Genomic DNA, 23,632 nt, shown 5'->3' on the forward strand with positions numbered 1-23,632 from the left:
GGCGTCTGGGCCTGCCGATGCTGGGGTGTCCGGGCTTGAGCCGCCATTGGTGCCTCCGTCTGCCTCGCCTCCGGCGTCTGGGCCTGCCGATGCTGCGGTGTCCGGGCCTGAACCGCCATTGGTGCCTCCGTCCGCCTCGCCACCGGCGTCCGCGCCTGCCGCGCCTCCGGCTTCCGCGCCTGCCGGGCCTTCGGCGTCCGCGCCCGCCGCGCCTCCGGTGCCTGGGATGCCACCGGCTCCGGGGGCGCCGCCCCCTTCCGCGTCGGCCGGTTCCGGGCCGACCCGGACGCCCGGGTCGGCCGGTGCGCCGCCCGTACCGGCTGGGCCGCCCGGGGCGTCGTACGTGCCGCCTCAGCGGTCGGGGGCGCCCGCGCAGCCGACGCCGGTCGGGCTGTTCGTGGCCCGGACCGTCAGAGGCGACTGGCTGGGGGCGCTGCGGGTCGCGGCCTGGCCGCCGGCCCTCCTGTTCGTGGCGGCCTGCGCGGTCGGCATCTGGTCCAACGACGACCTCGACGACCTCGACATCGGCTGGGGCACCCGGATGCGGGTGGTCCTGGCCGCGCTCCTGCAGGGCGTCGGCGGCGGGTTCGGCGTCTCCACCGACGGCCCCACCGACCTCGACGGCGTCCGCGTCCAGGGCGGTGGGCACCTCACCGGACTGCCGCTGCTGGCCGGCGCCGTGTGGATCGGCGCACTGGTGGTCGCGGCGCGCTTCGAGCGGCGCCGACTGGCGCGGACGACGCCCACCGCCGGTTTCGAGGCGGCACTGCGGGTCGGTGCGCTCTGCGGTCTCGCCGGGCTCGCCCTGGGGCTGTACGCGACACCCTCGTACGAGGGCTTCGAGTTGGACTCCGCACCGGGACTCACCCTGCTCTGGGCGTTCCTGCTCTCCACCCTGGTGACCGCGCTGGTGCTCGCGAGGGACGAGACGGACGCGTGGCTGGCGGCCCGGTCCGGCCCCGGACCGCGCCTGGTCGTGGGCGCGCTGCGGACCGCGGGGCTCGCCCTGGTGCTGGTGATCACGCTGGCCTCCGTCGTGACCGCGGTCGTCCTGCTGGTGAGCGCCGACGGTGTCACCGCCGGGGACGTGTGGGCGGTGCTCGCGATGCTGCCCAACCTCGGGGCCCTCGGCCTGGCGCTGGCCTGGGGCGCGCCCATCGACGTGAAGTGGGATGCCGGCCAATGGGGCTCGGGGCACGAGTCCTTCGGCTATTCGGAGCTGTCCGACCTCGCCGGTGGCTGGGCTGTCGCGGGCGCGCTGGCCGGCGGCCTGGCGTGCGCGCTGCTCCTCGGCCTGCTGGTGGCCCGGCGCAGCTCCGGCCGCGGCGAACAGCTGTTGGCCGCCGCGGCCTTCGTCGTCGGCGTACTGCTGTTGACGTCGATGGCGGGTGCCGGATTCGAGACGGGTTTCCACCGGGTGTCCAGCTCCATGGACGGCGGCGGCCTGGACCACGGCGGCCTGGGCAACGGCGGTCTGGGCAACGGCGATCCCGGGAACGGCGGCCTTGGAGGGGGCGACCTCGGGGGCGGCGACTACGGCGGCGACAGCGGTGACGACGGCGGCTTCGGCGGCGGCGACAGCGACCTCGGCTCGGCGGACAGCCTCACCACCACCGGGGAGATCGCAGCGGGCGCCGCGGAGCTGCTGCTGTTCGCCCTGCTGTGGTCCTTCGGCGGCGCGGTGCTGGTGCCGCTGGTGCGGGCCCGTTTCGGCCGCGGCGGCCCCGGCCGCACCGGGCTCGGCCCGAACGCGCCGCACACCCCGGGCCCGTACGCACATGCCCCCTCCCACCCGGGCCCGTACGGTGCCGCCCCCGGAATCCCGGGCCCGTACGGTGCCGCCCCCGGAATCCCGGGCCCGAACACCCCGGCGCCGCAGCCCCACGGTCCACCGGACGACACCCCGGGTACCCCGCCTGCCTCTGCGCAGGGTCAGGGTGAGTCAGCCCCGGACACCGGGGAGCCGGGGCACCGGCCGCCGCCCGGCGAAGGGGGTGGCGGCCCCGTGCCGCCCCCGCAGCGCAGGCGGGGGCTCTGGTGGGCGGGGCTCGTGCTGGCGGCGTTCGTGGTCGGCGGGGCCGCGACCGGCGGGGCCTTCTACCTGGCGGGCGGTGACGGCGAGGGCGACGGCAAACGGGCGGCTCACGGGTCCGCTGCCTCCGACGAGGCGGCGAAGCGGACACCGGGGGGAACCGGGGGCAAGTCCCCGAAGGGGCCCGCCGACATCCCGGAGCCCGCGCCCGCGGACTCGGTCGGTGCCGGGTCGCCCGACGAGCCGCGGAGCACCGACCTGCCCGACGGTTTCACCATGACCGACGACCCCAAGGGGTTCTCCGTCGGCGTGGGGTCCGGGTGGCAGCGCGAGGTGGACGGCACCCGGATCGACTACACGGCCCCGCGCGGCGGCGACCATCTGCGCATCGGCGTCATCACGAACGTCGGCCAGTCCTCGTACGACAACTTCCAGGGATCGGAGACGAAGGCGGCCAGGCGGGAGGGCTACCGGCGTCTCGCGATGGAGGAGAACACCTTCCGCGGCCGGCCGGGAGCGCGGTGGGAGTTCGTCTACAGGGCGGGCGGCGCCACGGTGCACGCCGTCGACCAGGCGTACGTGGCGGAGGACGGCACCGAGTACAGCCTGTACGTCGCGGGCCGCCCCGGCGAGTCGGAACCGGACGAGGACCAGGTCTTCAACACGGCGCTGCGGACCTGGGACGAGGACGGCAGATAGCGGCCGCCAGGCCCGCGCCTCCCGGACAGGGGCCGGTCCGCAGGAGGGGACCGGCCCCCGGAGCGTCCCGAATGCCCGCATAGACTGGCGCGGTCAGCCGACCCAGCCAGCATCGCGGGAGTCCTCGTGGCCGATCCCCAGCCGAAGGCCGATACCCGGACAGCAGCTTCCGAGCAGTCCGCCGATGTGATCGTCGTCGGCGCGGGGCCCGCGGGCTCCGCGACGGCGTACCACCTGGCGCGCAGCGGGCTGGACGTCCTGCTGCTGGAGAAGACGGCGTTCCCCCGCGAGAAGGTGTGCGGCGACGGCCTCACGCCGCGCGCCACCAAGCAGTTGGTGGCCATGGGCATCGACATCTCCGAGGAGGCCGGCTGGCTGCGCAACAAGGGACTGCGCATCATCGGCGGCGGCCAGCGTCTCCAACTGGACTGGCCGGAGCTGGCGAGCTACCCCGACTACGGGCTGGTCCGCAGGCGCGACGACTTCGACGAACAGCTCGCCCGCCAGGCCCAGAAGGCGGGGGCGCGGCTGTACGAGCGCTGCAACGTCGGCGATCCGGTCGTGGACGAGCGCACGGGCCGCATCACGGGGGTGCAGGCCAAGCTGGGCGAGGAGAAGACCCCGGTCACCTTCTCCGCGCCCGTCGTCGTCGCCGCGGACGGCAACTCGACGCGGCTGTCGCTGAAGATGGGCCTGCACCGCCGCGAGGACCGTCCCATGGGCGTCGCGGTGCGCACCTACTTCACCTCGCCCCGGCACGACGACGACTATCTGGAGTCGTGGCTGGAGCTGTGGGACCGGCGCGGGACGCAGGACAGGCTGCTGCCCGGCTACGGCTGGATCTTCGGCATGGGCGACGGCACCTCCAACGTGGGCCTCGGCGTGCTCAACACCTCGGCCTCCTTCAAGGAGCTGGACTGGCGCGAGATCCTCAAGGCCTGGTGCGCCTCGATGCCCGCGGAGTGGGGCTACACCCCCGAGAACATGACGGGCCCGATCCGCGGGGCCGCACTGCCGATGGCCTTCAACCGGCAGCCGCACTACACGCGCGGGCTGCTGCTGGTGGGGGACGCGGGCGGGCTGGTCAATCCGTTCAACGGTGAAGGCATCGCCTACGCCATGGAGTCGGGCGTCATCGCCGCCGAGACCATCGTGCAGGCGCACGCCCGGGCGACGGCCGCCCAGCGGGAGCTGGCCCTGCACCGGTACCCGAAGGTCCTCAAGGACACCTACGGCGGCTACTACACGATGGGCCGCGCCTTCGTGAAGCTCATCGGCAATCCGAAGATCATGAAGCTGGCCGCCGAACGCGGCCTCTCGCACCCTCTCCTGATGCGCTTCACCCTCAAGATGCTCGCCAACCTCACGGAGCCCACCGGCGGCGACGCGATGGACCGCATCATCAACGGCCTCGCCAAGGTGGCCCCGAACGCCTGACGCGGCCCGGCCGCGCCGCGCCGCCTGAGCCGCTGTACACGCCGAGGGGCCCCGCCGCAGCGCGGCGGGGCCCCTCGAAGCGTTCTGTGAGGGCGCGGGCGTGTCAGAGGACGCGGACCGCGCCGGTGGGCTGGTCGTAGCTCAAGGGACGCTCCACGACGCCCGTGGAGGAGTTCTGGGCGCCGATGAACTTGCCGCCACCGACGTAGACGCCGACGTGGTAGGCGCTGCCGGCGCTGCCCCAGTAGAGCAGGTCGCCGGGCTGGAGGCTGTCCAGCGAGACGGAGGTGCCGGCGGTGGACTGCGGCTGCGAGGTACGCGGCAGGTTGACGCCGACCTGCTTGTAGGCCGCCTGGGTCAGGCCGGAGCAGTCGTACGCGGAGGGCCCGCTGGCGCCCATGACGTAGGACTTGCCGACCTGGGCGCGCAGGAAGTTGATGAGGGTGGCCGCGTTGCCGCCCTGCGGCGCGGAAGCGGACGCCGTCGTCAGGGAGGCACGGTCGGTGGAGCGGGAGGCCTTGGCCTTCTGCGCGGCCTCACGGGCCTTGCTGGCGGCCTCGGCCTTGCGCTTGGCCTCGGCCTTCGCCTTGGCCTCCGCCTTCGCCTTGGTCTCCTTGGCCTCGGCCTTGGCCTTCACGGCCGCGGTCTCCTGTGCCTGCTGGAGCTGGTACTGCTGCGCCGAGTTCTGCAGGGACTCGGCGGCAAGGGCGTTGGAGTCGGCCGTGGAGAGGGTGGGCATCTCCACGGTCTGGTCCGGTGCGCTGTTGTCGGCCGCGAAGGCCGGCGCCGCCGCCGCGGTGAGGGCGATGGTGCCCATGACGCCGCCCGTCATGCCCGCACGCAGCGCCGAGTTCATCTTGCTGGAGCGAGGCTTCCGGTGGCTGGGTATCTGAGCTTTCGGGGACATGAGGGAATGCCTAGCAGGCTCGAAACCCTCCGCTCAACAATCGTGTGTTGCGCCACAGTCGTCGCCTGTGCCGCAAGTTGGGCTCTCCGGACACCGGCGGGCCGTCCTGCCACGACGTGATCAATGCCCAACTACGGGGCTGTGACCACGTAGTTGTCCGCATTGCCGGAATCTCTCGGGTGCATATACCACGGTGAAAAGGCGAAGGCAAAGAAGGCAGTGACTGCCGAAATGACCGAGTGGCGCAGCTCACATGTGGCGGGTCAACTCTTCGGGTGAAAAGCACATTGAGGCCCAATCACCCATCTCGGCCGGTCACGGTGAGGACTCGGCGGGATCGCGGGCCGGTATCACCGGGTGCCTTCGGGGTGCCCACGGCTTGTGCCGCCGTTCACGAACGCACGAGACCCACTGGTCCGCATATAACAGGGGAAACCGTCCAGCGCGAATTTGCCGCTGCATGCAAGTGGCTGGTACGGCGACCGGCCCGCAACGGGTGTGAGCACCGGTGAATGTCACCTCCGGTGATCACTTCAGATCTTTGCGTGTGAAGATCGGCGCTCATCGGACGGGATGATTGCCCGTCAGGTGGTGGAGATCACAAACCAGTTGGTGTCCCCCGTGTCGCAGATCACAGAGGGGCGGGCTTAGGATGCCTGCGAACAGGGCTTGTGAACTGCCTCACATAGGAGCGATCTTCATGAGGTCGATCTACCTGGGACGGGGCACCGGCCCAGCGGTCTGCCGGCAGTCGGAGTCGACGCCTGGAAGGAGACGGGAGCGGTGAACGTCTACACACCAATCCTCGTACTGGGGGCCATCGCGGCGGCGTTCACGGTCTTCTCCGTGGTCGTGGCCTCGATCGTCGGCCCCAAGCGCTACAACCGGGCCAAGCTGGAGGCGTACGAGTGCGGCATCGAGCCCACGCCGCAGCCGGCCGGGGGCGGGCGCTTCCCGGTGAAGTACTACCTGACGGCGATGCTCTTCATCATCTTCGACATCGAAATCGTCTTCCTCTATCCGTGGGCCGTCCATTTCGACTCCCTCGGGATGTTCGGGCTCGTCGAAATGCTGGTCTTCGTCGCCCTCATCGGTATCGCGTACGCCTACGACTGGCGGCGCGGCGGCCTGGAATGGGACTAGGGGCAGGTTAAGCAATGGGACTTGAAGAGAAACTGCCGAGTGGATTTCTGCTCACCACCGTGGAGAAAGCGGCGGGACTGGCGCGCAAGTCGTCCATGTTCCCGGCGACGTTCGGGCTCGCCTGCTGCGCCATCGAGATGATGACGACCGGCGCGGGCCGGTACGACCTCGCCCGGTTCGGCATGGAGGTCTTCCGCGGCTCGCCCCGCCAGGCCGACCTGATGATCGTCGCGGGCCGGGTGAGCCAGAAGATGGCCCCGGTGCTGCGCCAGGTCTACGACCAGATGCCGAACCCCAAATGGGTGATCTCGATGGGGGTGTGCGCCTCCTCGGGCGGGATGTTCAACAACTACGCCATCGTGCAGGGCGTCGACCACGTCGTTCCCGTCGACATCTATCTGCCCGGCTGCCCCCCGCGCCCCGAAATGCTGCTCGACGCCATTTTGAAGCTGCACGAGAAGGTCAAGAACACCAAGCTCGGCGTCAATCAGAAGGAAGCAGCCCGGGAGGCGGAGGAGGCGGCGATGAAGGCGCTGCCCACCATCGAGATGAAGGGGCTGCTGCGATGAGCGCACAAGCGAACGGCGACGGCCCCCAGGAGCCGGCCGAGGGCAGCTCCGTCCCCGTGCAGCGGGGCAACACCGGCGAGGTCGTCGACGTACGCCACGGCATGTTCGGCGCCCGCAACGGCGGCGACACCTCCGGCTACGGCGGCCTGGTGCGCACCGTACGGATGCCCGGGGCGAGCGTGCGTCCCTACGGGTCGTGGTTCGACGAGGTGGCCGACGAACTCGAAGGGGCCCTGGAGGAGCAGGGGATCGCTCCCGAGAACGCCGTCGAGAAGACGGTCGTCGACCGGGGCGAGCTGACCTTCCACATCGCGCGCGAGCACCTGCCCCGGGTGGCCCGCACGCTCCGCGACGACCCGGCGCTCCGCTTCGAGCTGTGCACCGGCGTGAGCGGCGTCCACTACCCGGGCGAGGCGGGCCGCGAGCTGCACGCCGTCTACCACCTGCGCTCCCTCACCCACAACCGGCTGATCCGGCTGGAGGTGAGCGCCCCGGACGCGGACCCGCACGTGCCCTCGATCGTGGACGTCTACCCGACCAACGACTGGCACGAGCGGGAGACCTACGACTTCTTCGGTCTCGTCTTCGACGGCCACCCCGCGCTGACCCGGATCCTGATGCCGGACGACTGGCAGGGCTTCCCGCAGCGCAAGGACTACCCGCTCGGCGGCATCCCCGTCGAGTACAAGGGCGCCCAGATTCCCGCTCCCGACCAGCGGAGGTCCTACACCTGATGTCGACCAGCACACACGCACCGGCCGGGGTCCGGGAGACCACCGAGGGCACCGTCTACGACGTCACCGGCGGGGACTGGGACGAGATGGCCGCGCACGCCGCCAAGAGCGACGACGAGCGGATCATCGTCAACATGGGCCCCCAGCACCCCTCCACACACGGGGTGCTGCGGCTGATCCTGGAGATCGACGGCGAGACGGTCACCGAGGCCCGCGCCGGCATCGGCTACCTGCACACCGGGATCGAGAAGAACCTGGAGTTCCGCACCTGGACCCAGGGCACCACGTTCGTGACGCGGATGGACTACCTGACGCCGTTCTTCAACGAGGCGGCGTACTGCCTGGCCGTCGAGCGGCTGCTGGGCATCGAGGACGACGTCCCCGACCGCGCCAACGTCATCCGCGTCCTGCTGATGGAGCTCAACCGGATCTCCTCGCACCTGGTGGCCATCGCGACCGGCGGCATGGAGCTGGGCGCCACCACGGTGATGATCTTCGGCTTCCGGGACCGCGAACACGTCCTGGACCTGTACGAGCTGATCACCGGGCTGCGGATGAACCACGCCTACATCCGCCCCGGCGGCCTCTCCCAAGATTTGCCGCCCGGCACCGTCGACGCGCTGCGCGAGTTCGTGAAGAAGATGCGCAAGAACCTGCCGGAGTACGACGCGCTGTGCACCGGCAACCCGGTCTTCAAGGCCCGGCTGAAGGACATCGGCCACCTCGACCTGGCCGGCTGCATGGCCCTGGGCGCCACGGGGCCGATCCTGCGCTCGGCCGGACTCCCGCACGACCTGCGCAAGGCCCAGCCCTACTGCGGCTACGAGGACTACGACTTCGAGGTCCCCACCGTCGACACCTGCGACTCCTACGGCCGCTTCCTGCTGCGGCTGGAGGAGATGCGCCAGTCGCTGCGGATCGTCGAGCAGTGCATCGACCGGCTGGAGCCCGGCCCGGTCATGGTGGGGGACAAGAAGATCGCCTGGCCCGCGCAGTTGGCCCTCGGCCCGGACGGGCTCGGCAACTCCCTCGACCACATCAAGAACATCATGGGCACCTCCATGGAGGCCCTCATCCACCACTTCAAGCTGGTGACCGAAGGCTTCCGGGTGCCACCGGGAGAGGCGTACACGGCCGTCGAGTCGGCCAAGGGCGAGCTGGGTGTGCACGTCGTCAGCGACGGCGGCACCCGCCCCTACCGGGTGCACTTCCGCGACCCCTCCTTCACCAACCTGCAGTCCATGGCGGCGATGTGTGAGGGCGGCCAGGTCGCCGACGTCATCGTCGCCGTCGCGTCCATCGACCCCGTGATGGGAGGCGTCGACCGGTGAGCAACGTCGACATGGGCATCCCCGCGATGCCCGCACCCGACTACCCGGACGAGGTACGGCAGCGGCTGGAGGCGGACGCGAAGGAGATCGTCGCCCGCTACCCGGACAGCCGCTCCGCGCTGCTGCCGCTGCTGCACCTCGTGCAGTCCGAGGAGGGGCACGTCACCCGTACCGGGCAGCGGTTCTGCGCCGAGATGCTCCAGCTGACCACCGCCGAGGTCAACGCGGTGGCCACCTTCTACTCCATGTACCGCCGCAGGCCCTCGGGCGACTACCAGGTCGGCGTGTGCACCAACACGCTGTGCGCGGTGCTGGGCGGGGACGCCATCTACGCCTCGCTCCGCGAACACCTGGGCGTGGGCGACGGGGAGACCACCGAGGACGGCAAGGTCACCCTCGAACACATCGAGTGCAACGCGGCCTGCGACTTCGCGCCCGTCGTGATGGTCAACTGGGAGTTCTTCGACAACCAGACCCCCGCCTCGGCCCGCGCCCTGGTCGACGACCTGATCGCCGGGCGCGAGGTCGCCCCCACCCGGGGCGCCCCGCTGTGCACCTTCAAACAGACCGCGCGGGTGCTCGCCGGGTTCCCCGACGAGCGGGAGGGCGCCACCGACGCGTCCGGCCCGGCGGGCCCCGCCTCGCTGGCCGGGCTCCGGCTGGCCAAGGGCGAGAGCGCGCCCGGTGTGGTGGCACCACGCGGCGCGACGGCCGACGAGGAGGGGAAGTGATGACGGTGGCAGCTCCCGACGGCGGCCAGGACGAGGCCTCCCAGCCGCACGCCCACGGCGACGCCGACCCGCAGAAGCTCCTCGCCCCCGTGCTGTCCGCGCACTGGGACGAGCCCGACTCCTACACGCTGGACGGCTACCGGCGGCACGGCGGCTACCAGGCGCTGTCCAAGGCGCTGGCCATGGACCCGGACGACCTCATCGCCTACGTCAAGGAAGCGGGCCTGCGCGGCCGCGGCGGCGCGGGCTTCCCGACCGGCATGAAGTGGCAGTTCATCCCGCAGGGCGACGGCAAGCCGCACTATCTCGTCGTCAACGCCGACGAGTCCGAGCCGGGCACCTGCAAGGACATCCCCCTCCTCTTCGCCAACCCGCACGCGCTGATCGAGGGCATCGCCATCGCCTGCCACGCGATCCGCTCCGCCCACGCCTTCATCTACCTGCGCGGCGAGGTCGTGCCCGTGCTGCGCCGCCTCCACCTGGCCGTCAAGGAGGCGCAGGAGGCGGGGTATCTGGGCACCGACGCGCTGGGCGAGGGCAAGCACCTCACCCTCACCGTGCACGCGGGCGCGGGCGCCTACATCTGCGGCGAGGAGACGGCGCTGCTCGACTCCCTGGAAGGCCGCCGCGGCCAGCCCAGGCTGCGTCCCCCCTTCCCGGCCGTCGCCGGCCTGTACGCGTGCCCCACCGTGGTGAACAACGTCGAGTCCATCGCCTCGGTTCCCGCCCTCGTCGACCGGGGCAAGGACTGGTTCCGCTCGATGGGCAGCGAGAAGTCCCCCGGCTTCACGCTCTACTCCCTCAGCGGCCACGTCGCCCGCCCCGGCCAGTACGAGGGGCCGCTGGGCATCACCCTGCGCCAACTCCTGGACATGAGCGGCGGCATGCGGCCCGGGCACCGGCTGAAGTTCTGGACCCCGGGCGGCTCCTCCACCCCGCTGCTGACCGACGAGCACCTGGACGTCCCCCTCGACTACGAGGGCGTCGGCGGTGCGGGCTCGATGCTCGGCACCAAGGCGCTGCAGTGCTTCGACGAGACCACCTGCGTGGTGCGGGCGGTCACCCGGTGGACCGAGTTCTACGCCCACGAGTCCTGCGGCAAGTGCACCCCCTGCCGCGAGGGCACCTACTGGCTCGTCCAGTTGCTCCGCGACATCGAGGCCGGCAAGGCGCAGGCCGCCGACCTGGAGAAGATCGCCGACATCGCCGACAACATCAACGGCAAGTCCTTCTGCGCGCTGGGCGACGGCGCGGCGTCCCCGATCTTCTCCTCGCTGAAGTTCTTCCGCGAGGAGTACGAGGCCCACCTCGGCGGCCGCGGCTGTCCCTTCGACCCCGAGAAGTCCACCGCCTGGGCCGCAAGCCCCCACTCCGCTCACCTGGAGGTGAACGCGTGACCGTCACCGCTACCGGTGCCTCCACCGGGGGAGGGGAGGCCGCCCCGCCGCCCGAGGAGACGGTGTCGCTGACCATCGACGGCGCACAGACCACCGTCCCCAAGGGCACGCTGGTGATCCGCGCCGCCGAGCAGCTCGGCATCGAGATCCCCCGCTTCTGCGACCACCCCCTCCTCGACCCGGCGGGCGCCTGCCGCCAGTGCATCGTCGAGGTGGAGGGCCAGCGCAAGCCGATGGCGTCCTGCACCATCCAGTGCACCGACGGCATGGTCGTCAAAACGCACCTCACGTCGGATGTGGCGAGCAAGGCGCAGCGCGGTGTGATGGAGCTGCTGCTCATCAACCACCCGCTCGACTGCCCCGTCTGCGACAAGGGCGGCGAGTGCCCGCTGCAGAACCAGGCCATGTCGCACGGGGACGCCGACTCCCGCTTCGAGGGCAGGAAGCGCACCTACGAGAAGCCCGTGGCCATCTCCACCCAGGTGCTGCTGGACCGCGAACGGTGCGTGCTGTGCGCGCGCTGCACCCGCTTCTCCAACCAGGTCGCGGGCGATCCGATGATCGAGCTGATCGAGCGCGGCGCGCTCCAGCAGGTCGGCACGGGGGAGGACGAGCCGTTCGAGTCGTACTTCTCCGGCAACACCATCCAGATCTGCCCGGTCGGCGCGCTCACCTCGGCCGCCTACCGGTTCCGCTCCCGCCCCTTCGACCTGACCTCCTCCTCCGGCGTGTGCGAGCACTGCGCCGGGGGCTGCGCGATCCGCACCGACCACCGGCGCGGCAAGGTGATGCGCCGCCTCGCCGAGAACGACCCCGAGGTCAACGAGGAGTGGATGTGCGACAAGGGCCGCTTCGCGTTCCGCTACGCGCAGCGCCCCGACCGGCTGCACACCCCGCTGGTGCGCGGCGAGGACGGTGAACTCGCCCCCGCGAGCTGGCCCGAGGCGCTGCAGGCCGCAGCGCGCGGACTGGCCGGCAAGCAGGGCCGCACCGGTGTGCTGACCGGCGGGCGGCTGACCGTCGAGGACGCGTACGCCTACGCCAAGTTCGCCCGCGTCGCGCTGCGCACCAACGACATCGACTTCCGCGCCCGCCCGCACTCCGCGGAGGAGGCCGACTTCCTGGCCTCCCACGTGGCGGGGCACGGCCGCGATCTGGACGGCGCAGGGCTCACCTACTCCGCGCTGGAGGCGGCGCCCGCCGTGCTGCTGGCCGGGCTGGAGGCCGAGGAGGAGGCGCCCGGGGTCTTCCTGCGGCTGCGCAAGGCGTGGCGCACCCGCTCCCAGCGCACCTGGGCACTGGCCACCCACGCCACCCGCGGCCTGGAGAAGGCGGGCGGCACGCTGCTGCCCGCCGCGCCGGGCACCGAGACCGAGTGGCTGGACGCGCTCGCGGGCGGCGTCGGACTCGACGAGAGCGGCAGTGCGGCCGCGGAGGCGCTGCGCGCGGAGGGCGCCGTCATCCTGATCGGTGAACGGCTGGCCACCGTGCCCGGGGCGCTCACCGCGGCGCTCCGTACGGCCGTCGCCACCGGCGCCACCCTGGTGTGGGTGCCGCGCCGGGCCGGGGAGCGCGGCGCCCTGGAGGCCGGCTGCCTGCCGGGGCTGCTGCCCGGCGCCCGGCCGGTGACCGACGCCGTGGCCCGTACCGAGGTGGCCCGCGCCTGGGGCGTCGCCGAACTGCCCGACGCGCCGGGACGGGACACCGCGCAGATCGTCGAGGCGGCTGCCACGGGCGAGCTGTCCGCGCTCGTCGTCGGCGGCGTCGGCCTGGAGGACCTGCCCGACCCGGCGCGGGCCCGGCAGGCGCTGGAGGCGGTGGACTTCCTCGTCAGCCTGGAGCTGCGGCCCGGCGCCGTCACCGAGCTGGCCGACGTGGTGTTTCCGGTGTCGGCCACCGTGGAGAAGGCCGGCACCTTCCTCAACTGGGAGGGCCGGGTGCGGATGTTCGAGCCCGCGCTCAAGCCGGACCAGATGACCCGCCGCCACGTCCAGTCCGACGCCCGCGCGCTCACCATGCTGGCCGACGCCCTCGACGTCCACCTCGGGCTGCCCGACGTGCGCACGGTGCGCGGAGAGCTCGACCGGCTCGGCCACCGGCCGGGCGGCGGCCGGCCGGCCGTCCCGGTCCCCGGGGCCCGCTCGGTGCCGCAGCCCGCGGCTGGGGAGGCCGTCCTGGCGGGGCACCGGATGCTGCTCGACCAGGGCCGGCTCCAGGAGGGCGACGAGGCGCTGGCCGGCACCCGGCACGCGGCGCCCGCCAGGCTCTCGGCCGCCACGGCCGCCGAGATCGGCGTCGCCGACGGCGAGACGCTGGCCGTCGGCGGGCCGCGCGGCGAGGTACGGCTGCCGCTGAGCGTCACCGAGATGCCCGACCGCGTGGTGTGGCTGCCGCTCAACACGGTCGGCGGCGGCGTCGCGGCCGACACCGGGGCGCGACCCGGCGAGCTGGTGCGGATCGCGCCCGGAAGCGTCGGCGTGAACCAGACCCCGCAGGAGGTGGGCGCATGACCGGGCCGGTACAGCACCTCGCCCAGGAGGACCTGTCGACGTTCGGCACCGACCCGTTCTGGCTCGTGCTGATCAAGGGCGTCTTCTGCTTCGCGTTCCTGATGGTGACGGTGCTGCTCTCCATCGTCTTCGAGCGCAAGATCGTCGGCTGGATGCAGCTACGCGTCGGGCCCAACCGGCACGGCCCCTGGGGCATGCTCCAGTCGCTGGCCGACGGCGTGAAGCTGATGTTCAAGGAAGACATCATCGTCAAGGGCAGCGACAAGCTGGTCTACCTGCTGGCGCCCATCGTCGGCGCGGTGCCCGCCTTCATGGCGATCGCGGTCATCCCGTTCGGCCCGGCCGGCAACGAGGTCTCGGTCTTCGGGCACCGTACGGCGATGCAGCTGACGGACATGCCCGTCGCCGTCCTCTACATCCTGGCCACCGCCTCCATCGCCTCCTACGGCGTGGTGCTGGCCGGCTGGTCGTCCGGGTCGACGTATCCGCTGCTGGGCGGCGTGCGCGCCACGGCCCAGATCATCAGCTACGAGATCGCGATGGGCCTCAGCTTCGCCGCGGTCTTCCTCTACTCCGGTTCGATGTCCACCTCGGCGATCGTCGGTGAGCAGGCGGACGGCTGGTTCGCGTACCTGCTGCCGGTCTCCTTCCTGATCTACCTGGTCTCGATGGTCGGTGAGGCGCACCGGGCGCCGTTCGACATGCCGGAGTCCGAGGGCGACCTGGTCGCGGGCTTCCAGACCGAGTACAGCTCGATCAAGTTCGCGATGTTCATGCTGACCGAGTACATCCACGTGGTGACGGTCTCCGCCCTCGCGGTCACCCTCTTCCTGGGCGGCTGGCGGGCCCCGGCGCCGATCTCCAGCTGGTGGGCGGGCGCCAACCACGGCTGGTGGCCGATCCTGTGGTTCACCGCCAAGCTGCTCGTGCTGATCTTCTTCTTCATCTGGATCCGCGGCACGCTGCCCCGGGTGCGCTACGACCAGTTCATGAAGCTGGGCTGGAAGGTCCTCATCCCCATCGCCCTGGTGTGGCTGATGCTGGTGGCCACCGTCCGCGCGATGCGCAACGAGGGCTGGGACTACAGCGAGGTCGTCTACTGGGTCGCGGGCACGGCGCTGGCGCTGCTGCTGATCTCCTTCGTCGTCGACTTCTTCCGCCGCGGCCCCGCCGAGGAGGACGAGGCGCCCCAGCAGGACAAGCCCTTCGACCCGATGGCGGGCGGATTCCCCGTACCGCCGCTGCCGGGGCAGACGCTGCCACCGGTGCCCCGGCGTCCCTCGCGTGCCGCGCGGGACCGGGAGCGGGAGCCGGTCGGTGCCTCAGCCGGCGGGCCGGCCGACGCAACTGACGCAACCACCGAGAGCAAGGGGGCTGACGGTGCCTGAGAACCCCGTGGCCGGCTTCGGCGTGACCTTCAAGGACATGTTCAAGAAGCGGCTGACCGAGCAGTACCCCGAGTACAAGAAGCCGACGGCACCCCGCTTCCACGGCCGCCACCAGCTCAACCGGCACCCGGACGGGCTGGAGAAGTGCGTGGGCTGCGAACTGTGCGCCTGGGCCTGCCCCGCCGACGCCATCTACGTCGAAGGGGCCGACAACACCGACGAGGAGCGCTACTCGCCGGGTGAGCGCTACGGCCGCGTCTACCAGATCAACTATCTGCGCTGCATCCTGTGCGGCCTGTGCGTCGAGGCCTGCCCCACCCGGGCGCTGACCATGACCAACGAGTACGAACTGGCCGACTCCTCCCGCGAGTCCCTCATCTACACCAAGGAGGAGCTGCTGGCGGGCCTGGAGGAGGGCATGGTCGACTCCCCGCACGCCATCCACCCCGGCATGACGGAGAAGGACTACTACCGCGGCCTGGTCACCGAGGCGGCCCCCGGCACGGTGCCGCAGCCGGTCACCGACACCGGGGCGCCGCAGGAGTCCGCGGACACCTACGGCGCCGACGAGCCCGCAGCAGGTGAGGCCGCCACCGGTGAGGCCGCCGGGCGCGGTGCCATGACGCACGGCGTGGTGACGGCCAGCGGGGAGGGGGAGCGATGAACGCACTCGCCGTCGCCGCCACCTCCACCGGGGAGGCCGTCCAGTTCTGGATCCTGGGCACCGTCGCCGTGCTGGGCGGGCTGGGTACGGTGCTGCTGCGCCGCGCCGTGCACAGCGCGCTCTGCCTGGCCGGGACCATGATCATCCTGGCGCTCTTCTACCTCGCCAACGGCGCCTACTTCCTCGGCGTCGTGCAGATCGTCGTCTACACCGGCGCGGTCATGATGCTCTTCCTCTTCGTGCTGATGCTCGTCGGTGTCTCCCACGCCGACTCGCTGCGCGAGACGTTGAAGGGCCAGCGCTGGCTCGCCGCCGCCTGCGCCCTGGGCGTGGGCATCCTGCTGATCGCGGGCCTCGGCCAGGTCTCGGTCAAGAGCTTCAACGGGCTGGGCGCCGCCAACGCGCAGGGCAACATCCCGGCGCTGGCCTCGCTGCTGTTCACCAAGTACGTGGTCGCCTTCGAGGTGGTCGGCGCGCTGCTGACCGTCGCCGCGGTCGGCGCCACGCTGCTCACCCACCGCGAGCGCGTCGAGAAGACCAAGTCGCAGCGTGAGCAGGCCGAACAGCGTGTGCGCGAGGGCAAGCAGGTCACCCCGCTGCCGGCGCCCGGCGTCTACGCCCGCCACAACGCCAACGACCGTCCCGCCCTGCTGCCCGACGGCACGCCCTCCGAACTCAGCGTCAGCCGCACGCTGCGCAGCCGCGGGCAGATCCGCGAGGTCAGCGCCGAGCAGATGGCTCAGCTCGCCGCGATCGAGCAGCGCACCGCCGAGTACCAGGGCCGCGCCACCTATCCGGGCCCCAAGGACCCGGGCGAACGGGCCGTGGACCGGGACCGCGACCAGGACGGTGACCGGGACGCCGAGGGGACCGACCCCGACGAGCAGGGCCGCACGGCCACCGGCGAGCGCGAGGAGGCCACCAAGTGAGCCCGGTCAACTACGTCTACCTGGCCGCGTTGCTGTTCACCATCGGCGCCGCCGGAGTCCTCATCCGGCGCAACGCCATCGTGGTGTTCATGTGCATCGAGCTGATGCTGAACGCCGCCAACCTGACGCTGGTCGCCTTCTCCCGCATGCACGGCAACCTCGACGGCCAGATCATGGCGTTCTTCGTCATGGTCGTCGCCGCCGCCGAGGTCGTGGTGGGCCTGGCGATCATCGTGATGCTCTACCGCTCCCGCCACTCGGCCTCGGTCGACGACGCGAACCTCATGAAGCTCTAAGGGGTATGTACCAGTGGAGTCAATGATCGGACTGCTCGTCGGGGTGCCCCTGTTCGGCGCCGCCGTGCTGCTGGTGGGCGGGCGGCGGCTGGACCGTGCCGGGCACTGGCTGGCGACGCTGCTGGCCGCCGCCTCCTTCGTGCTCGGGGCGGCGCTGTTCGCCTCGATGCTGGGCGAGGACGCCGAGGCGCGGGCGATGCACTCGAAGTGGTTCTCCTGGGTGCCGGTGGAGGGCTTCCAGGCGGACGTGGCCTTCCAGCTCGACCAGTTGTCGATGACGTTCGTCCTGCTGATCACCGGCGTGGGCACACTCATCCACCTCTACTCGGTCGGCTACATGGAGCACGACCCCAGGCGGCGGCGCTTCTTCGGCTACCTGAACCTGTTCCTCGCGGCGATGCTGCTGCTCGTCCTCGCCGACAACTTCCTGCTGCTGTACGTCGGCTGGGAGGGCGTGGGCCTCGCCTCGTACCTGCTGATCGGGTTCTGGCAGCACAAGCCGAGCGCGGCCACCGCGGCGAAGAAGGCGTTCCTGGTCAACCGCGTCGGTGACGCGGGCCTGGCCATCGCCATCTTCCTGATGTTCACCACCTTCGGGTCCTTCGCCTTCGCGCCCGTCCTCTCCTCGGCGGGCGACGCGAGCGAGGGCAAGCTGACGGCGATCGGGCTGATGCTGCTGCTGGCGGCCTGCGGCAAGTCGGCGCAGGTGCCGCTCCAGTCCTGGCTCGGGGACGCCATGGAGGGCCCCACCCCGGTCTCCGCGCTCATCCACGCGGCGACGATGGTGACCGCGGGCGTCTACCTGATCACCCGGTCCGGCGCGATCTTCGACGGGGCTCCGGACGCGCAACTGGTCGTGGTCGTCGTCGGCGCGGTCACGCTGCTGTTCGGTGCGATCGTCGGGTGTGCCAAGGACGACATCAAGAAGGCCCTGGCGGGCTCGACCATGTCGCAGATCGGCTACATGATCCTGGCCGCCGGACTCGGTCCGATCGGCTACGCGTTCGCCATCATGCACCTGGTCACCCACGGCTTCTTCAAGGCCGGGCTCTTCCTCGGCGCGGGATCCGTCATGCACGGCATGAACGACGAGGTCGACATGCGCCGCTACGGCGGACTGCGCAAGCACATGCCGGTCACCTTCGTCACCTTCGGCCTCGGCTACCTCGCCATCATCGGCTTCCCCGGCCTGTCCGGGTTCTTCTCCAAGGACCAGATCATCGAGGCCGCCTTCGGCAAGGGCGGCACCGAGGGCTGGATCCTGGGCGCCGTCACCCTGCTGGGCGCGGCCATCACCGCGTACTACATGACGCGGGTGATGCTGATGACCTTCTTCGGCGAGGAGCGCTGGCGCAAGGCACCCACGCCCTCCCCGGCGGAGTCGGATGTGGAGCCGGCCGCCGAGACGCGGGGCGAACACGCCGAGCCGCACCCCCACGAGTCCCCGAAGGTGATGACGATCCCGATGATCGTGCTCGCCTTCGGCTCCGTCTTCGCGGGCGGCATCTTCAAGGCGGGCGAGTCGTTCGTGCACTGGCTGGAGCCGGTCACCCGGTTCGAGCACGGGCACTCCCCGGTGTCGGCCACCGCCGTGACGGCCGCCACGATCGTGGCGCTCGTCATCGGCGTCGGCGCCGCGTACCTCCAGTACGGGCGCAAGCCGGTGCCGGCGCTCGCCCCGCGCGGCAACCTGCTCACCCGCGCCGCCCGCCGCGACCTGCTCCAGGACGACTTCAACCACGTCGTGCTGGTCAGCGGCGGCACGCACCTGACCCGCAGCCTGGTGTACGTCGACAACAAGGTCGTCGACGGCGCCGTCAACGGCACGGCCGCCTCCTTCGGCGGGCTGTCGGGGCGGCTGCGGCGGCTCCAGAACGGTTTCGCCCGCTCCTACGCGGTCTCGATGTTCGGCGGCGCGGCGGTGCTGATCGCCGCCACCCTGCTGATGAGGGCGGTCTGAGATACATGTCTGTAGCAAACACAGGATTTCCCCTGTTGACGGTCACGGCCGCGCTGCCCGCCGTCGGGGCCGTCGCCACCGCCGCGGTGCCGGCGGCCCGGCGCACCGCCGCCAAGTGGCTGGCGCTGCTGGTCTCGGTGGCCACCCTGGTGCTGGCCGCCGTGGTGCTCTTCCGCTTCGACCCGGACGGCGCCCGCTACCAGATGACCGAGTCGCACGCCTGGATCTCCGACTTCGGGGTCCGCTACGAACTCGGCGTCGACGGCATCGGTGCGGCCCTCATGGCGCTGACAGCGCTGCTGATCCCGTTCGTCATCGGCGCCGGCTGGCACGATGCCGACCAGGACGACGGCCCCGACGGCGCGCAGGCGAACCGCCGTTGGCGGCCCACCCAAGGGTTCTTCGCCCTCATCCTCGCCGTCGAGGCGATGGTGCTGGTCTCGTTCGCCGCCACCGACGTCTTCCTCTTCTACATCTTCTTCGAAGCGATGCTCATCCCGATGTACTTCCTCATCGGCGGCTTCGGGGACCGGGCGCACGCGGCCGGTGAGGAGGAGGGCGCCAAGCAGCGCTCCTACGCCGCGGTGAAGTTCCTGCTCTACAACCTGGCGGGCGGGCTGGTCATGCTGGCCGCCGTCATCGGGCTGTTCGTCGTCAGTGCGGACTCCCTGGGGCAGGGCACCTTCTCGCTGCCGGAGCTGCTCAAGGCGCGGGCGAGCGGCGAGCTGACGATGTCGACGTCCACCGAACGGCTGCTGTTCCTCGGCTTCTTCGCCGCCTTCGCCATCAAGGCCCCGCTGTGGCCGCTGCACACCTGGCTGCCCAACGCCATGGGAGAGGCCACGGCGCCGGTCGCGGTGCTCATCACGGCGGTCGTCGACAAGGTCGGCACCTTCGCGATGCTCCGCTTCTGCCTGGGTCTCTTCCCGGGAGCGAGCGACTGGGCCACCCCGGTGGTGCTCGGACTGGCGTTGGTGAGCGTGCTGTACGGGGCGCTGCTGGCGGTGGGCCAGCGGGACATCAAGCGGCTGGTGGCGTACGCGTCCATCTCGCACTTCGGCTTCATCATCCTGGGTGTCTTCGCGATGACCAGCCAGGGCCAGGGCGGGGCGACGCTCTACATGGTCTTCCACGGCATCTCGACGGCCGCGCTGATGCTGGTGGCCGGCTTCCTCATCTCCCGCCGCGGCTCGCGTCTGATCGCGGACTACGGCGGGGTGCAGAAGGTCGCGCCCGTGCTGGCGGGCACCTTCCTGATCGGCGGCCTGGCCACGCTCTCGCTGCCGGGGCTCGCCCCGTTCGTCAGCGAGTTCCTCGTCCTGGTGGGCACCTTCAGCCGCTACCCGGTCGCCGGGATCGTCGCCACCGCGGGCATCGTCCTGGCGGCGCTGTACGTGCTGGTGCTCTACCAGCGCACGATGACCGGGCCGGTGCGCAAGCCGCAGATCGAGGGGATGCCCGACCTGAAGGTCCGCGAGATCGCCGTGGTGGCACCGCTGGTGGCCCTGCTGATCTTCCTCGGGGTCTTCCCCAAGCCGCTCACCGAGATCGTGGATCCCGCCGTGGAGCACACCCTCTCGGACGTACAGAAGAAGGACCCGAAGCCGCAGCATCCGGTCGCGGAGCATGCGGGGCGGTCCGACGACAAGCCGGCCGGGCACGGCGGAGGTGACCACGAGTGACTGGCATGATCGACGTCGCGTCGGCGGGAGGCGGACCGGCTGTCCACAGCCTGTGGACGGTCGCAGCGGGTGCGGGCGACAAGCTCCAGGCGCCCAGCATCGAGTACGGCAAGCTGTCTCCGACGCTCATCGTGCTCGGGGCGGCGGCGCTCGGCGTCCTCATCGACGCCTTCGCACCCCGCAGGGCCCGCTACGGCATCCAGGTGTTCGTGGCCCTGGTCGGGCTGGCCGCCGCCTTCGCCGCCGTCATCGGGCTGGCCGCCTCCGGTGCGGGCACCACCGACGCGCAGGTCGCCGGCATGGGCGCGCTCGCCGTGGACGGGCCCGCCCTCTTCCTCCAGGGCACCCTGCTGCTGGTGGGCATCGTGGGCGTCTTCACCTTCGCCGAACGGAAGCTGGAGCCGTCCGCGCACGGTGCGCGGGTGGACTCCTTCGCCGCCCAGCCCGCCTCGGTGCCCGGCGGCGAGGGGGAGGCCCAGGCCGTCAAGGCGGGCTGGACGACCACCGAGGTCTTCCCGCTGCTGATGTTCGCGGTCGGCGGCATGCTGCTCTTCCCCGCCGCCAACGACCTGCTGACCCTCTTCATCGCGCTGGAGGTCTTCTCCCTCCCGCTGTACCTGTTGTGCGCGCTGGCCCGCCGCCGGCGGCTGCTGTCCCAGGAGGCGGCGGTCAAGTACTTCCTGCTGGGCGCCTTCTCCTCCGCGTTCCTGCTGTTCGGCACGGCGCTGCTGTACGGCTATGCGGGGACGGTCAACTACGCGGGCATCGCCCGGGTCGTCTCCGGCTCCGACGCCCTCAGCGACCCGGTGCTGGCCGAGACCGCGGGCAACGACGCGCTGCTGCTCATCGGCGGGGCGCTCGTGGTGATGGGGCTGCTGTTCAAGGTGGGCGCCGTCCCCTTCCACATGTGGACCCCCGACGTGTACCAGGGGGCGCCCACGCCGGTGACCGGTTTCATGGCCGCCGCCACCAAGGTCGCCGCCTTCGGCGCGCTGCTGCGGCTGCTGTACGTGGTGCTGCCGGGCCTGCGCTGGGACTGGCGCCCGGTGATGTGGGGCGTGGCGATCCTGACGATGCTGGCCGGTGCGGTGGTGGCCATCACCCAGACGGACATCAAGCGGCTGCTGGCCTACTCCTCCATCGCCCACGCCGGGTTCCTGCTGGCGGGCGTCATCGCCACCTCGAAGGACGGCATCTCCTCGGTGCTGTTCTACCTGGGGGCCTACTCGTTCGTGACGCTGGGCGCCTTCGCCGTCGTCACCCTGGTACGGGATGCGGGCGGCGAGGCCACGCACCTGTCCAAGTGGGCGGGGCTCGGGCGGCGTTCGCCGCTGCTGGCGGCCGTCTTCGCGATCTTCCTGCTGGCCTTCGCGGGCATCCCCCTCACCTCGGGCTTCGCCGGGAAGTTCGCCGTGTTCAAGGCGGCGGCCGAGGGCGGCGCGGGCCCGCTGGTGGTCGTCGGTGTGATCGCCTCCGCCATCGCGGCCTTCTTCTACCTGCGCGTCATCGTGCTGATGTTCTTCAGCGAGCCGCAGGCCGACGGTCCCAGCGTCGCCGTGCCCAGCGCCATGACGACCTCCGCCATCGCGCTCGGCGTGGTGGTGACGGTCGTACTGGGCGTCGCCCCGCAGTACTTCCTCGACCTCGCCGGTTCGGCGGGGGTGTTCGTGCGGTGAGCCGCCCGCACCGTACGACGGACCGCTCGACGCTCGTCAGCTCGCTGTCCTAGCGGTACGAAGCGCCGCCAGAGGCCCCGAAAAGGTCGCATCTGGCGGCGCTTTCTGTTGCACGGGTGACAACAAGTGTGCGGGAAAGGTAGGAACTTCAAGCATGGGTTGTGTGATTCTCCGCCAGCAGCAAGGCGACGGCGGATACCAAGGGAAACAGGGCGGGATCTTCACGGAGGGGGTGTCCGCGGAATCCGTGGGCGCCAAGGGACTGTGCCTGCACGTGTTGCACATCCCCGCGAACTCGAAGGGGGAGCCGCACCTGCACGCGGGACACGAATCGGCCATCTATGTGGTCAGCGGGGTGCACGAGATGTGGCACGGGGAGGACTTGGAGAACCGCGACACCCTCTACCCGGGCGACATGGTGTACGTCCCGGCGAACATGCCGCACATGCCGGTGACCGGCGACGAGCCGGTCACCGTGGTGGTGGCGCGCACCGACCCCCGCGAACAGGAGTCGGTGCACCTGCTGTCGCCGCGCGACCCGTGAGCCGGGCCGCGCACTGACCGGATACCACCACGGGCCGCGAGGCCGGGCCCCGGGGAGCGGCTCAGTTCCCCGGGTACTCCCGGACCTTGCGGCCCTTGTCGCCGCTGACCACCTCGTGGTGCGGCTTCTCGGTGACCTTGTCCAGGCCGTCGGGGAGGTGGAGGCCCTCGCGGATCTCGTCGGGGTCCTTCGGCAGCTTCGCCGGGGCCTTGGCGGCCTTGCTCCAGGTGTCGGTGGCCCCGCCGTTCCAGGTGACCTTCAGCGAGTCGGCCGACACCGCGGAGACCTTGCCCGTGGAGCGGTCCTCGCCGACGCCGGCCGGGCACTTGAGGACCAGCGAGGTGTCGGGGCCGGCCTTCATGACGTGGCCGGTGCACACCTTCTTCTCCTTGCTCCACAGCAGGGAGGCCGCGTCGTCGACGACGGTCAGCGTCAGCTTCTGGCCGTCCGCGGTGGTGGTCCACACCCCCGGCACGGCGGCCTTGTCCACGGGCTCGTCCTTCTCGCCGCCAGGCGTGGGTTCGGCCGACTTCTTCCGGTCACCCCCGGATTTGTCGCCCTTGTTGCTGTTCCCGTCGTCGCTGCTTCCGCAGCCACCCACCAGCAGCGCGATGGCCGCCGCGGCGACCACCGCCCCCGTCGTCCGCGCTGACGTGCGCACGGCTCCTCCTTGGTCGTCGTCACCCTGCTGTTCTTCAGGGCCACGTCAACCTAACAGGGGCCGGGGCGGGCGCCGGGCCGGAACGGGGCCCTCGCGCAGGGGGAGGCGGTCTCCCGTGCTCGTGGGCCAGGTCGAGCGAGGCACCGCTGAGGCCGCCCTCGCACCGGTCGGGCAGCAGCAGGAAGACACACTTGTCGCGGGTGACGCCGAAGGCGACGGAGCCCCCCGGCGGCCGCTGCCGCGGCGAGAGCATCCGGGATCTGCGCTGGTGTGCGCACGCTCCTTGCCTTTCGCCGGTTCCCGGGTACGGGCGGTTGTCCACAGGCGTCCGCGGATGTCACC

19 protein-coding genes are annotated in these 23,632 nt (G+C 71.2%); 17 read left to right on the forward strand and 2 right to left on the reverse strand.

Features of this window, described 5'->3' with window-relative positions; translation table 11 throughout:
• The first annotated feature begins 343 nt into the window (after positions 1 to 343).
• Positions 344 to 2,731: a hypothetical protein gene (locus H297_RS0122175; protein ID WP_158693718.1), complete on the forward strand. Its 2,388-nt coding sequence runs from the start codon at positions 344 to 346 to the stop codon at positions 2,729 to 2,731.
• Between the two features lie 126 nt (positions 2,732 to 2,857).
• Positions 2,858 to 4,168: a geranylgeranyl reductase family protein gene (locus H297_RS0122180; RefSeq protein WP_027738846.1), complete on the forward strand. Its 1,311-nt coding sequence runs from the start codon at positions 2,858 to 2,860 to the stop codon at positions 4,166 to 4,168.
• 103 nt (positions 4,169 to 4,271) lie between these two features.
• Here the strand turns inward: H297_RS0122180 and H297_RS0122185 are convergent, their stop codons facing one another.
• Entirely contained in the window at positions 4,272 to 5,075 is an 804-nt protein-coding gene (locus H297_RS0122185; protein WP_027738847.1) for a C40 family peptidase, read from the reverse strand.
• 783 nt (positions 5,076 to 5,858) lie between these two features.
• Between H297_RS0122185 and H297_RS0122190 the strand changes: the two genes are divergently transcribed.
• From H297_RS0122190 to H297_RS0122260, 15 genes are all read left to right on the forward strand, one after another.
• On the forward strand, positions 5,859 to 6,218 hold the full coding sequence (locus tag H297_RS0122190; RefSeq protein WP_019354165.1) for an NADH-quinone oxidoreductase subunit A: 360 nt from the start codon (positions 5,859 to 5,861) through the stop codon (positions 6,216 to 6,218).
• 14 nt (positions 6,219 to 6,232) lie between these two features.
• Positions 6,233 to 6,787, forward strand: a complete 555-nt coding sequence (locus tag H297_RS0122195) for a NuoB/complex I 20 kDa subunit family protein (protein WP_027738848.1) — start codon at positions 6,233 to 6,235, stop codon at positions 6,785 to 6,787.
• Complete coding sequence (locus tag H297_RS0122200) at positions 6,784 to 7,521, forward strand: NADH-quinone oxidoreductase subunit C (protein ID WP_027738849.1); 738 nt, start codon at positions 6,784 to 6,786, stop codon at positions 7,519 to 7,521. Before H297_RS0122195 ends, H297_RS0122200 begins: the two co-directional genes overlap by 4 nt.
• Entirely contained in the window at positions 7,521 to 8,852 is a 1,332-nt protein-coding gene (locus tag H297_RS0122205) for an NADH-quinone oxidoreductase subunit D (protein WP_027738850.1), read from the forward strand. The genes H297_RS0122200 and H297_RS0122205 overlap by 1 nt, the downstream gene beginning before the upstream one ends.
• Positions 8,853 to 8,863: 11 nt before the next feature.
• On the forward strand, positions 8,864 to 9,583 hold the full coding sequence (nuoE, locus tag H297_RS37820) for an NADH-quinone oxidoreductase subunit NuoE (protein ID WP_078514468.1): 720 nt from the start codon (positions 8,864 to 8,866) through the stop codon (positions 9,581 to 9,583).
• Complete coding sequence (gene nuoF, locus H297_RS0122215; protein WP_027738851.1) at positions 9,583 to 10,980, forward strand: NADH-quinone oxidoreductase subunit NuoF; 1,398 nt, start codon at positions 9,583 to 9,585, stop codon at positions 10,978 to 10,980. Before nuoE ends, nuoF begins: the two co-directional genes overlap by 1 nt.
• On the forward strand, positions 10,977 to 13,490 hold the full coding sequence (locus H297_RS0122220; RefSeq protein WP_027738852.1) for an NADH-quinone oxidoreductase subunit G: 2,514 nt from the start codon (positions 10,977 to 10,979) through the stop codon (positions 13,488 to 13,490). The genes nuoF and H297_RS0122220 overlap by 4 nt, the downstream gene beginning before the upstream one ends.
• Positions 13,487 to 14,878: an NADH-quinone oxidoreductase subunit NuoH gene (nuoH, locus tag H297_RS0122225; protein WP_027738853.1), complete on the forward strand. Its 1,392-nt coding sequence runs from the start codon at positions 13,487 to 13,489 to the stop codon at positions 14,876 to 14,878. Before H297_RS0122220 ends, nuoH begins: the two co-directional genes overlap by 4 nt.
• Before the next feature lie 37 nt (positions 14,879 to 14,915).
• Positions 14,916 to 15,542 carry an NADH-quinone oxidoreductase subunit NuoI gene (gene nuoI, locus H297_RS37825; RefSeq protein WP_486589627.1) on the forward strand — a complete coding sequence of 209 codons (627 nt, stop codon included), beginning with the start codon at positions 14,916 to 14,918 and terminating at the stop codon, positions 15,540 to 15,542.
• On the forward strand, positions 15,539 to 16,471 hold the full coding sequence (locus H297_RS37830; protein ID WP_037795118.1) for an NADH-quinone oxidoreductase subunit J: 933 nt from the start codon (positions 15,539 to 15,541) through the stop codon (positions 16,469 to 16,471). The genes nuoI and H297_RS37830 overlap by 4 nt, the downstream gene beginning before the upstream one ends.
• Positions 16,468 to 16,767 (forward strand): NADH-quinone oxidoreductase subunit NuoK, encoded by a 300-nt coding sequence (gene nuoK / locus H297_RS0122240; protein ID WP_027738854.1) that lies wholly within the window; start codon positions 16,468 to 16,470, stop codon positions 16,765 to 16,767. Before H297_RS37830 ends, nuoK begins: the two co-directional genes overlap by 4 nt.
• A gap of 13 nt (positions 16,768 to 16,780) precedes the next feature.
• Positions 16,781 to 18,727, forward strand: a complete 1,947-nt coding sequence (gene nuoL, locus H297_RS0122245; protein ID WP_027738855.1) for an NADH-quinone oxidoreductase subunit L — start codon at positions 16,781 to 16,783, stop codon at positions 18,725 to 18,727.
• A gap of 5 nt (positions 18,728 to 18,732) precedes the next feature.
• Positions 18,733 to 20,409 (forward strand): NADH-quinone oxidoreductase subunit M, encoded by a 1,677-nt coding sequence (locus H297_RS37835; protein WP_037795121.1) that lies wholly within the window; start codon positions 18,733 to 18,735, stop codon positions 20,407 to 20,409.
• 5 nt (positions 20,410 to 20,414) lie between these two features.
• Positions 20,415 to 22,085, forward strand: coding sequence for an NADH-quinone oxidoreductase subunit NuoN (gene nuoN / locus H297_RS0122255; protein ID WP_027738856.1), 1,671 nt, complete (start codon positions 20,415 to 20,417; stop codon positions 22,083 to 22,085).
• 154 nt (positions 22,086 to 22,239) lie between these two features.
• Complete coding sequence (locus H297_RS0122260; protein WP_027738857.1) at positions 22,240 to 22,629, forward strand: cupin domain-containing protein; 390 nt, start codon at positions 22,240 to 22,242, stop codon at positions 22,627 to 22,629.
• Positions 22,630 to 22,690: 61 nt separating this feature from the next.
• On the opposite strand, the gene H297_RS37840 is transcribed toward H297_RS0122260, so the two are convergent.
• Entirely contained in the window at positions 22,691 to 23,290 is a 600-nt protein-coding gene (locus H297_RS37840) for a hypothetical protein (RefSeq protein WP_199787249.1), read from the reverse strand.
• Between the last annotated feature and the right edge of the window lie 342 nt (positions 23,291 to 23,632).

The sequence above is a fragment of the Streptomyces sp. CNT360 genome (assembly GCF_000424785.1).

Bases quoted from the DNA above. Each gene is read 5' to 3' on its own strand.
- H297_RS0122185 (WP_027738847.1), bottom strand. From the start codon at position 5,075: ATGTCCCCGAAAGCTCAGATACCCAGCCACCGGAAGCCTCGCTCCAGC.
- H297_RS0122195 (WP_027738848.1), top strand. From the start codon at position 6,233: ATGGGACTTGAAGAGAAACTGCCGAGTGGATTTCTGCTCACCACCGTG.
- H297_RS0122200 (WP_027738849.1), top strand. From the start codon at position 6,784: ATGAGCGCACAAGCGAACGGCGACGGCCCCCAGGAGCCGGCCGAGGGC.
- H297_RS0122205 (WP_027738850.1), top strand. From the start codon at position 7,521: ATGTCGACCAGCACACACGCACCGGCCGGGGTCCGGGAGACCACCGAG.
- nuoE (WP_078514468.1), top strand. From the start codon at position 8,864: ATGGGCATCCCCGCGATGCCCGCACCCGACTACCCGGACGAGGTACGG.
- nuoF (WP_027738851.1), top strand. From the start codon at position 9,583: ATGACGGTGGCAGCTCCCGACGGCGGCCAGGACGAGGCCTCCCAGCCG.
- nuoH (WP_027738853.1), top strand. From the start codon at position 13,487: ATGACCGGGCCGGTACAGCACCTCGCCCAGGAGGACCTGTCGACGTTC.
- nuoI (WP_486589627.1), top strand. From the start codon at position 14,916: ATGTTCAAGAAGCGGCTGACCGAGCAGTACCCCGAGTACAAGAAGCCG.
- H297_RS37830 (WP_037795118.1), top strand. From the start codon at position 15,539: ATGAACGCACTCGCCGTCGCCGCCACCTCCACCGGGGAGGCCGTCCAG.
- H297_RS37835 (WP_037795121.1), top strand. From the start codon at position 18,733: ATGTCTGTAGCAAACACAGGATTTCCCCTGTTGACGGTCACGGCCGCG.
- nuoN (WP_027738856.1), top strand. From the start codon at position 20,415: ATGATCGACGTCGCGTCGGCGGGAGGCGGACCGGCTGTCCACAGCCTG.
- H297_RS0122260 (WP_027738857.1), top strand. From the start codon at position 22,240: ATGGGTTGTGTGATTCTCCGCCAGCAGCAAGGCGACGGCGGATACCAA.